Source organism: Herminiimonas sp. Marseille-P9896 (assembly GCF_903993245.1).
Lineage (GTDB): Bacteria > Pseudomonadota > Gammaproteobacteria > Burkholderiales > Burkholderiaceae_D > Oxalicibacterium > Oxalicibacterium contaminans.
The window spans coordinates 32,505-46,254 of sequence record NZ_CAJEVT010000004.1 but is presented as its reverse complement, the minus strand read 5'-3'; the positions used below and the strand labels follow the sequence as shown (position 1 = coordinate 46,254).

Below are 13,750 nucleotides of genomic sequence, written 5' to 3'. Positions count from 1 at the left end.
AGAGCGCGCCGCTCCTATGGAGTTCCATCCAGGCGGCAGAATCTCAATACAGGTCGAACGGCAATTTGGCGGCTGCCTTATCGTCACCCTCGCCCGCCTCGCCGTCAATGCCGTCTGGCGACGATGCCAGTGCGTCGTCCGGCCGGGCTTGCTGGCGCATCCACATTTGCGCATACGCGCCATCCGCCGCCAGCAATTGCATATGCGTACCGCGCTCGATAATGCGACCGCGATCCAGCACCAATATCTGCGCGGCGTCAGCAATCGTTGACAGGCGATGCGCGATGATCAGGGTGGTACGGTTTTGTGCGATTTCCTTGAGCTGCGCCTGGATCGCCTGTTCGGACTTGGAATCCAGCGCGGAGGTCGCTTCATCAAAAATCAGGATAGCCGGATGCTTGAGCAAGGTACGGGCGATCGCCACACGCTGCTTTTCACCGCCGGATAATTTCAAGCCACGTTCGCCGACCATGGTGTTGTAACCGTCCGGCAAGGATTCAATGAATTCATGGATGTAAGCGGAACGCGCAGCAGCCACGATATCGTCATGGCTCGCACCCGGTTTGCCATAGGCAATATTGTAGGCAATCGTGTCGTTAAACAGCACCGTATCCTGCGGCACTATGCCTATTGCCTGGCGCAATGAGGCCTGCGTCACATCACGCACGTCCTGCCCGTCTATCAGGATCGCTCCCTGGTTCACATCATAGAAGCGGAACAGCAAACGCGATAGCGTCGACTTGCCGGAACCGCTATGCCCGACCACCGCTGTAGTAGTGCCCGCGGTGATGGTGAAGTCGACGTCGAACAGGATCTGGCGCTTCTCTTCATAGCTGAAATCGACATGCGAGAAACATACTTCCGCGCCCTGCGTCACCAGTGCCTGGGTATCCGGCTTATCCGCGATTTCCTTATTCTGATCCAGCAGCGAAAACAGGCGCTCCATATCGGCCAGGCTTTGCTTGATCTCGCGATAAATCACACCGAGGAAATTCAGCGGTATATACAGCTGGATCATGAAGGCATTCACCAGCACCAGATCACCCAGCGTCATGGTGCCTGCGATCACACCTTGGGTCGCACGCCACAGGATGAGCGTCACTGCAATGGCGATGATGCTGGATTGTCCTGTATTCAGCAGCGATAGCGAAGTCTGCGATTTGACTGCCGCAGTTTCGTAGCGCTTCAAGCCTTCATCGTAGCGTTGTGCTTCGTAATCTTCGTTACCGAAATACTTAACCGTCTCGTAATTGATCAATGAATCGATGGCCTTGGTATTCGCCTTGGAATCCAGGTCATTCATGGTGCGCCGGAAGTGGGTACGCCATTCGGTAACGATGACTGTGAAGGCGATATAGCTGACCAGTGCCACGCCGGTTATAACGGTGAACCAGATATCGTAATGCAGCACCAGGTAGCCGAGTACCAGCAGGATTTCGATCAGCGTCGGCAAGATGCTGAACAGCGTGTATGAGATGAGCGAAGAGATGCCTTTGGTACCACGCTCGATATCACGCGTCATGCCGCCGGTCTGGCGATTCAGGTGGAAGCGCAGTGACAGTGCATGCAGATGGCGGAATACTTTCAGCGCGATGGTACGCACTGCGCGCTGCGTGACCTTGGCAAATGTATATTCACGCAGCTCGGTAAATAAAGTCGTCGACAGGCGTAACGCACCATAAGCGAGCAATATCCCGACCGGCAATACCAGCATCGCCTGCGTACTGCCGGGCGCTATCGTCAGGCTATCGATCAGGCGCTTCAATACCAGCGGTACACCGACGTTGGCCATCTTCGCACCGATCAGGAATGCGAGTGCCAGTCCGACCCGCCATTTGTAGGTCCACAAATACGGAATCAGGGTCTTGAGCGTGCTCCAGTCACTGCGATTGCTGACAGATGAAACAGGCTCGGATGGGACGGAATGGCGGCGCATAGGTAAGGTTTGCTCAGATAGTTTATGCTTCGGGTTCCGGATTGTAGCCGTTAATAAAAATAGACACAGAACGAAAAATAAACACAGAACGTCACTACGGAACTTTATCGACAGAAATCATCCTCAGGAGACAACATGGCAAGCGAACACCACACAGACCTGCCCGCAGGCAAAATTCCACAGATGCGGGTAGTCCCCATGCCGAACGACGCCAATATGCACGGCGACGTTTTCGGCGGCTGGATCATGTCGCAGGTCGATCTGGCAGGAGCAGTCTGTGCCACACGCCGCGCCAATGGCCGCGTCGTCACCATTGCGGTGAACTCATTCTTATTCAAACATCCGGTATTCGTCGGCGACCTGCTATCTATCTATGCCGAGATCGTCAAGGTCGGCAATACCTCGATTACCGTGAATGTCGAATGTTATGCAGAACGCAATCGTCTGGAAGTGGAAATCGTGAAAGTAACGGAAGCGACGCTGACTTATGTCGCAACCAATGCTGATCGCAAACCACGCCATTTGCCACCAGCGATCCCGCCGCATAAATAAAATTAATACAAGCTGGCACGACCATAAACAAGTAGTGCAGTAGTTACAAAACATCATGCGCCATTCCCGTCACTGGGGTTATGGCGCATGTTTTTTAGTCAGCTCGTTTTTATCTCGTCGCGCAATTCACGGCGCAGGATTTTGCCGACATTAGACTTCGGCAATTCGGTGCGGAACTCGATGGACTTCGGTTTCTTGTAACCGGTGAACTGCTCCTTGCAATACGCCATCAGCTCAGCCTCGGTCAGTGCCGGATCACGCCGCACGACGAAGAGTTTGACAGCCTCGCCGGTGTGCTCATCCGGTACACCTATGCAGGCACACTCCAGCACGCCTGGATGTGCTGCGACCACGCCTTCGATCTCGCTCGGATACACATTGAAGCCGGAGACCAGGATCATGTCTTTCTTGCGATCGACGATTTTGGTAAAACCGCGCTCATCCATGATGCCGATATCGCCCGTCTTAAAGAAGCCATCCGCCGTCATAGCCTGCGCAGTCTCATTCGGGTTGTTCCAGTAACCCGCCATCACTTGCGGCCCGCGGATCGCAATCTCGCCTGCACTGCCATGCGGCACTTCGTTTTCGTTACTGTCTATGATCTTCAGTTCAGTCGACGAGACCGGCAAGCCGATAGTCCCTGTGAATTCATTGGTGGTCGGTGGATTCGCCGTAGCCGTTGGTGAAGTTTCCGACAAACCATAGCCTTCGCAAATCGCGCAGCCAGTCAATTTTTTCCATTTATCGTTGACCACCTGCTGCACCGCCATGCCGCCGCCGTTACATAGCTTCAGTTCCGAGAAATCGACCTTGGCGAAATCCGGATTGTTCAGCAAGCCGTTGTACAAGGTATTCACCGCAGGCAGAAAGTGCACCTTGTACTTCATCAATTCCTTGATGAAGCCAGGGATGTCGCGCGGATTCGGGATCAGCAGATTCATCACACCCAGATGGGTACCCAGCATGCCGCAAGTGGTCAGCGCGAAGATGTGATACAGCGGCAAGGCGCAGACAAAGATCAGCTGTTTATCTTTAGGCAGTGTATTGAGCACTGGCGAAATCCACGCTTCGTTCTGCAATACATTGGCGATGATATTGCGATGGGTCAGCATCGCGCCTTTGGCAGTGCCGGTCGTACCACCTGTGTACTGCAGGAAAGCGAGATCCTGATGTGTCAGCGTCGGGCGTTGCAAGGTCATGCCTGCAGCCTGGCGCAATACATCCTTGAACTGCACCGCTTGTGGCAGGGAATAAGCAGGCACCATTTTCTTCACATGGCGCACTACGAAATTGACGATGCCACCTTTCAGCCCGCCAAACAAATCGCCCATGGTCGCGACGATCACATGCTTGACCTGTGTGCTGGCGATCACCTTCTCCAGTGTGGCAGCAAAGTTTTCCAGGATGATGATGGCTTCCGCGCCGGAATCGGTCAGTTGGTGCTCGAGTTCACGCGGCTTGTACAGCGGGTTCACATTGACGATCACGTAACCGGCACGCAGGACGGCGGCGATGGCGATCGGATATTGCAAAACGTTGGGCATCATCAGTGCGATACGCGCACCTTTTTGCAAACCCAGGCTTTGCAACCACGCGCCGACTTCGGCGGAAAGATGATCCACCTCACGATAGGTAAGGGCTTTATCCATGCATACGCACGCGTTGCGATCTGCATATTTCTGGAAGGATTCATCCAGTAATTCAACCAAGGAACCGTAACGTGCAGGATCGATTTCTGCCGGTATGCCTGCTGGATATGACTTGAGCCAAAACTTGTCCATCTCCACCTCTATTCTTTTTTGTGGTTAGAGTGATTGCCCGCTGATTTTGCTTGCATGCTGCTTTAGCTATTGCACATGGACCCATTTAAGGCCACTGCTCACTATGCTGCCCAGATAGCCTGATGCTATCGGGCAGAGCGAGGATGTGCAAGCACTTTGATGACGCCTGCCTCAGCGTCCGCCTGCCTCTGTATGCGATACCTGCGGCAAAGCCGCAGCCAGGCTGGCCAGCCGCTGGTCACGCTGCATCTTGTCCTGCTGCGCCAGGGCAATGACGGCACGGTAAAAGCCAGTGAAATTCTGCTGCTCCCGCAGCAAGGCACGGAACGCCGGTACCTGGCCGTTGTAGGTCGCAACCGATACCAGATGGGCATTCGTCAGGCCTTGCGCAAACCAGCGATCATAGGCGGCATAACCGTTCCAGCTTGCTTTCAATTGTTGATAATCGTCCTGCAACGCAGCAAATATCTCCTGCTTGGCCTTGCGCTTGGCTACATCAGTGCGATCCGACGCGTAGTTCTCGACCAGCTTTTTCCGGTATTGAATCAGGAGCGCGAGGAATTGCTGCTTGCGCACCTGTGTCGTCAGATAGGCCTGCCGCGCCTTTTCATCACCATGACGTGCAAGCCAGCGATCCACCCCCGCCTCCTCTACCGCCGTCGCAAACGATTCATTGAATTGCGTATCGCCCTGCACATACACCACCTGGTGTGCCAGTTCATGGATCATCAGGCGCGCTACCTCGGCATCCGGATAGTTGATAAAGCTAGACAGCACCGGGTCCTTGTACCAACCCAGCGTTGAATAGGCAGGCACACCCATCACCTGCACGTCATGACCGGAAGCACGTAATTCAGAGGAAAAGGCCTGCGCATCGGCCTCGCTGTAGTAACCGCGATAGCTGACGCAACCAGCAATAGGAAAACACCATTGCAAAGGCTGCATCGATAACTCAGGCGTCGCCACCACATTCCACAAAGCGTAAGGCCGCTTCAGGTCGGCATACTTTTGATACGTCCCGTTATCCGGCAAGGCCAGCTCATCGACTGCGAACTGGCGGATTTGATTCGCCAGCATCAGACGTTGCCGCAGCTTCGGTGCCAGCTCAGGATCCAGCAATAAATCATCTATCGGCTGCGCCGCTGCCATCAATGATGATTGGCCGTGTGTCGCCTGCGCGTAGTAGCTCAGCTGCGCACATCCGCCCAGTAGCAGCAAGGCACCCAGCAGCAGGCCCGCGCGCCAGCGTGACCAGGGAGCAGCAAGCGATGTGCGGGATATATTCATTTTTCCTATTCGTTCTTACAAAATCGCATATGCAGCCAGCTGCGCCGGATTTTTTTGCTGCATCTATTCTATTACGCCTGCTGCCCCATTACGCAGGCAAGCTAGTTGGCGTAAGATAGGGCTCTCTTGCTGCAAGAATATCCATCCTTGTTGCAAGACAAAACCACTGCAGCACTAGCGCGCAGGAAAGTGGAGACGCCATGAAGTTGATCGACCCCATCATTCAGTTTCACAACGAAATCCAAGCGATACGTCGTGAAATCCATGCTCATCCCGAGCTTTGCTTTGAAGAACACGACACCGCCGAACTGGTCGCCAAAAAGCTGACCGAATGGGGCATACCCGTCGTCCGTGGCCTCGGCGTCACCGGCGTGGTCGGCATCCTGAAAAACGGCAACAGCCAGCGCGCAATCGGTTTGCGTGCCGATATGGATGCACTGCCGATACTGGAACTCAACACTTTCGCGCACGCATCAAAAAACAAGGGCAAGATGCACGCCTGCGGTCACGACGGTCATACCGCCATGCTGCTGGGTGCCGCGCATTATTTGTCGCAGAACAAGAATTTCGACGGCACAATTTACCTGATCTTCCAGCCGGCAGAAGAAGGCGGTGGCGGTGCCAAGCGCATGATGGATGAAGGCCTGTTCGAAAAATTCCCGATGGAAGCCGTATTCGGCATGCATAACTGGCCTGGCATTCCGGTCGGTCACTTCGGTGTGACACCTGGCCCGATGATGGCGTCCAGCAATGAATTCGAAGTCGTGGTCAGCGGCAAAGGCGCGCATGCCGCGCAGCCGCACAAAAGCATAGATCCCATCATGGTGGCGGTGCAGATCGCACAAAGCTGGCAAACCATCATCACGCGCAACAAGAGTCCTATCGATGCGGCAGCATTGTCGATCACGCAAATCCATGCCGGCAGCACCACCAACGTGATTCCGGATGATGCGACGCTGGTTGGTACGGTACGCACCTTTGATCTGAAAGTACTGGATTTGATAGAGAACCGCATGCGCGCCATCGCTGAGCATACGGCAGCAGCATTCGATGCCAAGGTCAGCTTCAACTTCAAGCGCAACTATCCGCCGCTGATTAATCATGCGAAGGAAACTGCATTTGCGGTGGAGGTATTGCAAGGCATAGTCGGTGCCGAGCATGTGGATGCGCAGGTAGAGCCAACCATGGGCGCCGAAGACTTTGCGTTCATGTTACAGGGCAAACCCGGCTGCTACGTCTTCATCGGTAACGGCGAAGGTGATCACCGCTCAGCCGGACACGGACTGGGGCCATGCAATCTGCACAACCCCAGCTATGACTTCAATGATGATTTACTGCCGATAGGCGCGACCTACTGGGTACGCCTGGCAGAAAGCTTCCTCAAGAACTAAAGCAGCACACCGGTCGCGCAGCATCACACTGTGCGACCGGCATAAGCTAAGACAGCAAGGCCACGACCTGCTGGCCATAGCTCACCAGATAACCACCGTTCTGCTGTTGCCAGGCACGCGCAGTTGGCATATCGGGAAACCAGTTCTTCTCGTAGTCGCCAAACATACCCAGCTCCAGCCGATAACGATCCAGCACTGCCGCAGACATGCTGTCTATGCTGTGCTTGCAGACTTCCCATGCCGGGAACTCCAGTTCCCGTGCCAGCATGTGCAACACGTGTTTCAGCTGGATGGATGCGCGCACCGCATACAGATCGGTCACGCGCAATTCGGGCATGACTTGCGTTGCAATAATGCGGCGCAGTACCGGCAGGGTTTTAAGCGGCTCGTCCGCTCGCGCCTGACGCAACAAGCGACGCGCATACCTGCGCAGAAAATCACTGTTACTGAGATTGTTGTTGTAGCCATCGGTATCAGTCACGCCGACAGCAAGAGATGTAGACCACATAACGTTCCTTTCATATTGTCGTTTCTCGCTACGACATCAAGGTTTAAACGCTAGTGCTAACTTGTGATTTATCCGAACTGGAAAATGACAAACTACAGGTGCATCGGCTTTTGCGAGAGCGGGCCTCCTGTCAGACCCGCGCCTATTTTAACGCAAAATTCTCGTCATGTTTTTCATCGGCCGAAAGTTTGATGTCGCCGTACCACGCTTCGACAGTCTCGCCGGTGTTGTCGGTATCGGTCAGCACACCAATTGCAATCAACTTGCCTGGCTTCTCACCAAATGCTTTTTCATAATCGGCAACAATGTTGCGTGTGAAGCTATGCCATTCACCGACGCCGGAGGCTCCGGTTTCGGCGACCACCATCTTCACGCGATTGCTGCGGGTATTGGTAATGATGGTATCGACCGGCGCCTTGCGTCCCCAGATATACATCAGGGTGGCATACGGTACATCGCGCCCGGTGACCAGGCGCGCAGTTTCAAACATGATCTGGTCAGCGAAAGGCAAGCTGTCTTTGTCACCATCGAAACCGAGGATGATGCGTGCCGGTGAATCCTCCAGGCCACGATCAAAATTATTCGCCTTCTCTACCAGGCCACTGATGCGCCAGCGCCAGCTCAAATGGGATTCCAGCAAGGGATCGATATCCACCTTCTGCATCAGGCCGGACGCAGCCGCGACTGCACGTGCGTGCAATACGGTCTGACCTTCGTCCTCGACCAGATTGTATTCGGTGAGTTTCTTGGTGCGATTGATAATCATCGGCTCCCAGCGCTCAGGCAAGCCGCTTCCTGCATTCACCGAGAATGGCAGTATCTTCCCCTCTGGAGTATAGGCAGCAGCATCGCCGCTCTTCGGTAGTTGCGCACATGCGGTGAGCAGGGACAGCAAAATAAGTGTGGAAAGTAATTTCATATGCATATGGTCATGACCATGCACCTTGCGATGCATGGCAAGTACTTGTCGCCTGCTCTGGGAAATCCCGACCGCTTAAGCTTTGCCGGGCTTCATGTGTTGTATCGTATAAATACTGCGCTCACTATCATCGCCAGCATCAGCTGTCGCTATGCCATCCGCGACAAACTGCCAGCGCATTTTATGATATTTCGCGACACTTTCGCGATGCGCGACGCTGACTATTACGGCATCTGGCAATTCTTGCAATATCAATTGATAAACAAGCTCTTCTGTTTCAGTATCCAGCGCACTGCTGGCTTCATCCAGGAACAAGGCATCCGGCCGTGTCAGCAAGGCGCGCACAAAGGCGAGGCGCTGCTGCTCACCTGGTGACAGGCGCTGGCTCCAGTTATCACTATGATCAAGGAATTTCTTCATGTGTGACAATTTGCACAAGTCGAAATAGTGCTTGATCGCCAGATCGGTATAAGTATTTTCACTCGCAGGATAAGCAACCGCTGCCCGTAACGTTCCTATCGGCAAATAACTTTTCTGTGGCAGGAACAGCAGCTTCCACTGCTGCGGTACTTCTATGCTGCCAGCGCCATATGGCCAGACACCGGCAATCGCGCGTATCAGCGTCGACTTGCCACAACCGGAAGGCCCTGCTACCAGGATGCGCTGTCCGGCCTGGATATCGGCGGTCTGCTCTTTCGTCAGCGCCGGACCATTCGGCACATTCAATATCAAGCGGTCTATCAGGATAGCGCCCACATTATTCGCGGTGACCAGCACCCCTTCCCGTTCTTCATGTGCTGCATCCACGGCAGCATGGAAGCCCGCCAGACGATTGACGCTGGCCTTCCATTCAGCAAGGTCGCTGAACGCTGAAATAAACCAAGACAGCGCGCCCTGCACCTGACCGAAAGCGGAGCTGATTTGCATCAGGCCACCCAGCGTAATCGCACCGGAGAAGTAACGCGGTGCCGCCATCAGGAAAGGGAAGATATTCGCGAACTGCGAGTAGAAAGTGGAGACCAGGTTCAGGCTCTTGGTGGTGCGCATAATGCCCCACCAGTTGTCCCGTATGCGCTGGAAGCGCCCGCCCAGTTGCGCCGCCTCTTCGGTCTCGCCACGGTACAGCGCAACGGCCTCGGCATTTTCCCGCACCCGTATCAGGCCGAAACGGAAATCCGCTTCAAAGCGCTGGCGGAAATAGTTTTTCGAAACCAGCGGCCAGCCGACCCACCCCACCACCAGCGAACCGACACCCGCGTAAGCAATCGCAAACCACACCATGTAACCGGGTATCGTGATTTCCTGTGATGCGAGCATGAAAGAGATCGGGCCACTGACCGACCACAGGATGCCGATGAAAGAAATCAGCGTCACCACACTGGAGAGCAAACCCAGGGTCAGCGACAGTGTTGCAGACGTCAACAAATTCAAATCTTCGGCGATACGCTGATCCGGGTTATCAGCGGTACCGGTCTGCTCGATCCGGTAATAGGCCTGATGCTGTAACCAGCGATCCATATACTGTCGCGTCAACCACATGCGCCAGCGCATCTGCAATGACTGCGTCAGGTAAATACGATAAATGGCGACTGCGATGAAGGTAAAGGCGAGATAGCTGAAGCGCCACAACTGCTCGGTGAAGACTTTGTAATTCTTGGTTTCCAGCGCGTTATAAAACTCGCGGTTCCAGGTATTGAACAAGACTTCGAGGTAGACCGCCGCCAATGCCAGCGCCACGATGACGAACAGTAAGCCGCGCGCCTTCCATTTTTCTTCCGAGACCCAGTATGGCTTGATGAGTTGCCAGACGGCGCGCCAGTCTATACGTTGTTTAGGCATGAGTGAGCAGTGTTAATGCATTGCTAAAAGCGATGGGACTGACAACATCAACTTGGATATGTCGGCCCGGTTATCCATAGACCGGGCCTGAGCACACATGTTCAAAAATACTTGTACAGGAATGCCGCTTCTGGTTTAGCCCGGCAACTGGTCTGCCTGCTGCCCCAGGCGCAAGCCCGGATTTTCCTGTTCCAGCGCCAGCAACACGGCAGACTGATCCGCTTGCGGTGCTTCCTTCAATACCTGCTGATAATTCTGTGTCACCAGTTCCGTCACCGGCAAACGCAGTCCGGCATTGTTCGCCGCGATCAACACGTTTTCCAGATCCTTGAACTGACTCTTCACCTGGCCACCCGGCATGAAGTTACGGTCCAGCATGCGCTGACCATGCACCTCGAGGATGCGGCTTTCGGCAAAGCCGCCACGAATAGCTGCGCGTACCGCAGTCGGGTCCGCGCCACCAGCTTGCGCCAGCAACAAGGCTTCCGCCACGATATTCAGCGTACCGCCAACTATCAGCTGATTACACAGCTTGGCGATCTGACCACAACCGGCAGGCCCGACCAGGGTCGGACGACCCATCACGGTCAGCACCGCTTGCGCGTCGGCGAAGTCGTCTGCGCTACCACCTGCCATGATGGCGAGGGTACCGGCTTCGGCACCGACCACACCACCCGAGACCGGCGCATCGATAAAGCGCACGCCTTGCGCTGCCAGTTTGGCATGCACTTCCTGCGCTTCGGACTGACGGGTCGAGCTCATATCCACCACCAGTGCACCACGCTTCAGGCCCGGGATGGCCGCATCCACCACTTGCGCCACGATAGGTCCGGCTTCCAGCATGGTGATGACGATGTCCGCACCCATCACTGCATCCGCCACCTGTTCCGCCACCTTGGCACCCAGCGGCGCCAGCTCATCGGCCTTGCTGCGGGTACGGTTCCATGCGGTCAGTTGGTAACCTGCCTGCAGCAGGCGGGTCGCCATCGGTTTACCCATCAGGCCTATGCCGAGGAAAGCGATGACCGGTTTCGATGCAGATTGCTTCAATTCAAACTCCTTTATGCACAAGATTTTCACTGCATAATGGCGCATACACCACCTAAAAAGCAACTGCCATGTCGACCCACAATATCCAGCCCGTCCTGCCCATCCGTATGCAATTGGGTGAATGCCCTTTATGGCACGCAGCAGAAGCTGCCCTGTACTGGATAGATATCGATGGCCGTGCCGTACATCGCTACGTTCCTGCTTCGGATGCACACCAACAGTGGGACATGCCATCCGAGCCCGGCTGTATCGCGATTCGTGCTGCAGGCGGCTTGCTGGTCGCCTTGCGTTCCGGCCTGGCCGTGCTCAACACCCGTAGCGGTGAACTGACGCCGGTTGCCGATGCGCCGTATGACCCGAGCACCACCCGTTTCAACGATGGCCGCTGCGATGCCGCCGGTCGGCTGTGGGTAGGCTCGATATATGAACCGCGCGATCATGCACATGCTGCACTGTATTGCATAGAGCGTAACGAGATCAGCGACAGCGGCAAGCGTGCCACCGTCTCCAACGGCGTCGCCTTCAGCCCGGATAACAAAACCCTGTATCACGCCGACACCACCACGCACCGTATCTTTGCCTATGACTACGATGTGCGCACTGCTGCACTGGGTGGCAATCGCGTGCTGCACCAATTCTCTACCGACAAACTGAATAACTATGGCGGTCGTCCTGACGGTGCGGCGGTGGATAGTGAGGGTAACTACTGGTCAGCCATGTATGAAGGCGGACGCCTGCTGCGCCTGTCACCGCAAGGTGACATCCTGTCCGAGATCACGCTGCCGGTACGCTGCCCGACCATGATGGCATTCGGCGGTGACGACTTGCGCACGCTCTACATCACCACCGTCAGCAAGAACCGCCCGGCGGCAGAGCTGGAGCAATATCCTTTATCCGGCAGCCTGCTCAGCCTGCGCGTGGACGTCGCTGGCTTGCCCGAACATGTTTATCTCGCTTAAACCTGCATAACGCTTACGATGAGCAAATTCATACTCGCTATCGATCAGGGCACTACCAGTTCACGTGCCATCCTGTTCAATCATGAAGGCCAGATACATGGACTGGCGCAGCAAGAGTATCCACAGATTTTCCCTGAACCTGGCTGGGTAGAACATGATGCGACGGCGATCTGGAACAGCCAGCTGGCAGTGGCACAGCAGGTATTAAAAGAGCACGGCATCAAGGCAGCCGACATCGCCGCGCTCGGCATCACCAATCAGCGCGAGACCACCGTCATCTGGGATCGCAAAACCGGCGTCCCGATAGCAAACGCCATCGTCTGGCAGGACCGACGTACCGCAGCGTATTGCGATCAGCTACGCGCCGACGGCAAAGCGGAGCTGTTCCAGCACAAGACCGGGCTGGTACTGGACTCTTACTTCTCCGGCACCAAAGTGAAATGGCTGCTGGATAACATCCCCGGTGCACGCGCAAAAGCAGAACGCGGCGAACTGGCTTTCGGCACGATAGACAGCTGGCTGATCTACAAATTATCCGGCGCGCATCTGACCGATAGCAGCAATGCTTCGCGCACGTTAATATTCAACATCCACACGCAAGCATGGGATGAAGAGTTGCTGGCCATCCTCGAGATTCCTGTCTCTTTGTTGCCGGAAGTCGTCACCAGCAGCGGCGTGGTCGGCCATACCCATGCTGAGTTATTCGGCGCACCTATTGCCATCGCGGGTATCGCCGGTGATCAGCAGGCGGCAACCTTCGGCCAGGCCTGCCACCAACCCGGCATGGCGAAGAACACTTACGGCACCGGTTGCTTCATGCTGCTCAATACCGGTGCGCAAGCGATACGTTCACAAAATAATTTGCTCACCACCATAGGCTGGGCACTGGAAGCAGAAGGCGCACGCCACACCAGCTATATGCTGGAAGGCAGTGTCTTCATGGGTGGCGCCATCGTGCAGTGGTTACGTGACGAGCTCGGCATCATTCATCGCTCGGCTGATGTCGAAGCGTTGGCGACCAGCGTGCCGGATAACGGCGGCGTGGTATTCGTTCCGGCGTTCAGCGGGCTTGGTGCGCCCTATTGGGATTCCTATGCACGCGGCACCATACTCGGCATGACACGCGGTAGCAACAAGGCACACATCGCGCGCGCGGCGCTGGAAAGCATCGCTTATCAAAACGTGGACTTACTGGATGCGATGCAAAAGGATGCGCAACTGGCGCTGCAGGAATTGCGTGTGGACGGCGGCGCCTCGCGCAATGATTTGTTGATGCAATTCCAGGCCGACATTTTGAATGTGCCGGTCGTGCGCCCTGTCGTGACGGAAACTACCGCGCTGGGTGCGGCCTACCTCGCAGGACTGGCTGTCGGATACTGGAACTCACAGCAAGAAATCACCGCGCAATGGAAGATGGACAAGCGCTTCGAACCCGGCATGTCTGCTGACGAGCGTGAACACAGACTGCACACCTGGCACAGGGCAGTCGAACGTGCGCGGGCATGGGAAAATTAAAAGCGACGCTGGC

The 13,750-nt window shown here is 55.5% G+C and carries 11 protein-coding genes; 4 read left to right on the top strand and 7 right to left on the bottom strand.

Annotation, left to right across the window (positions count from 1 at the left end):
- Window positions 1–43: 43 nt before the first annotated feature.
- Window positions 44–1,936 carry an ABC transporter ATP-binding protein/permease gene (locus H7U06_RS14840; protein ID WP_175626910.1) on the bottom strand — a complete coding sequence of 631 codons (1,893 nt, stop codon included), beginning with the start codon at window positions 1,934–1,936 and terminating at the stop codon, window positions 44–46.
- A gap of 135 nt (window positions 1,937–2,071) precedes the next feature.
- Here H7U06_RS14840 and H7U06_RS14835 point away from each other — a divergent pair, with 135 nt between their 5' ends.
- Entirely contained in the window at window positions 2,072–2,488 is a 417-nt protein-coding gene (locus H7U06_RS14835; protein WP_175626909.1) for an acyl-CoA thioesterase, read from the top strand.
- Between the two features lie 98 nt (window positions 2,489–2,586).
- Here H7U06_RS14835 and H7U06_RS14830 read toward each other — a convergent pair whose 3' ends face one another.
- Both H7U06_RS14830 and H7U06_RS14825 read right to left on the bottom strand, forming a co-directional pair.
- Window positions 2,587–4,269, bottom strand: a complete 1,683-nt coding sequence (locus H7U06_RS14830; RefSeq protein WP_175626908.1) for a long-chain-fatty-acid--CoA ligase — start codon at window positions 4,267–4,269, stop codon at window positions 2,587–2,589.
- A gap of 171 nt (window positions 4,270–4,440) precedes the next feature.
- A complete protein-coding gene (locus H7U06_RS14825; RefSeq protein ID WP_175626907.1) occupies window positions 4,441–5,556 on the bottom strand; it encodes an aminopeptidase in 1,116 nt (371 codons plus the stop codon).
- 200 nt (window positions 5,557–5,756) lie between these two features.
- Between H7U06_RS14825 and H7U06_RS14820 the strand changes: the two genes are divergently transcribed.
- The gene (locus H7U06_RS14820; protein WP_175626906.1) at window positions 5,757–6,947 is read left to right on the top strand and encodes a M20 aminoacylase family protein; all 1,191 of its coding nucleotides are present in this window, start codon (window positions 5,757–5,759) and stop codon (window positions 6,945–6,947) included.
- A gap of 46 nt (window positions 6,948–6,993) precedes the next feature.
- Here H7U06_RS14820 and H7U06_RS14815 read toward each other — a convergent pair whose 3' ends face one another.
- The 4 genes from H7U06_RS14815 to H7U06_RS14800 all read right to left on the bottom strand — a co-directional run bounded on the left by H7U06_RS14815 (window position 6,994) and on the right by H7U06_RS14800 (window position 11,263).
- Entirely contained in the window at window positions 6,994–7,455 is a 462-nt protein-coding gene (locus H7U06_RS14815) for a hypothetical protein (protein ID WP_175626905.1), read from the bottom strand.
- A gap of 142 nt (window positions 7,456–7,597) precedes the next feature.
- The gene (locus H7U06_RS14810) at window positions 7,598–8,374 is read right to left on the bottom strand and encodes a DUF3047 domain-containing protein (protein WP_175626904.1); all 777 of its coding nucleotides are present in this window, start codon (window positions 8,372–8,374) and stop codon (window positions 7,598–7,600) included.
- A 75-nt stretch (window positions 8,375–8,449) separates the two neighbouring features.
- Window positions 8,450–10,213 (bottom strand): ABC transporter ATP-binding protein/permease, encoded by a 1,764-nt coding sequence (locus H7U06_RS14805; protein ID WP_175626903.1) that lies wholly within the window; start codon window positions 10,211–10,213, stop codon window positions 8,450–8,452.
- Between the two features lie 135 nt (window positions 10,214–10,348).
- Window positions 10,349–11,263 carry an NAD(P)-dependent oxidoreductase gene (locus H7U06_RS14800; RefSeq protein ID WP_175626902.1) on the bottom strand — a complete coding sequence of 305 codons (915 nt, stop codon included), beginning with the start codon at window positions 11,261–11,263 and terminating at the stop codon, window positions 10,349–10,351.
- A 68-nt stretch (window positions 11,264–11,331) separates the two neighbouring features.
- Between H7U06_RS14800 and H7U06_RS14795 the strand changes: the two genes are divergently transcribed.
- Both H7U06_RS14795 and glpK read left to right on the top strand, forming a co-directional pair.
- A complete protein-coding gene (locus H7U06_RS14795) occupies window positions 11,332–12,222 on the top strand; it encodes an SMP-30/gluconolactonase/LRE family protein (RefSeq protein ID WP_175626901.1) in 891 nt (296 codons plus the stop codon).
- Between the two features lie 18 nt (window positions 12,223–12,240).
- On the top strand, window positions 12,241–13,737 hold the full coding sequence (gene glpK, locus H7U06_RS14790; RefSeq protein WP_175626900.1) for a glycerol kinase GlpK: 1,497 nt from the start codon (window positions 12,241–12,243) through the stop codon (window positions 13,735–13,737).
- Window positions 13,738–13,750 lie beyond the last annotated feature (13 nt).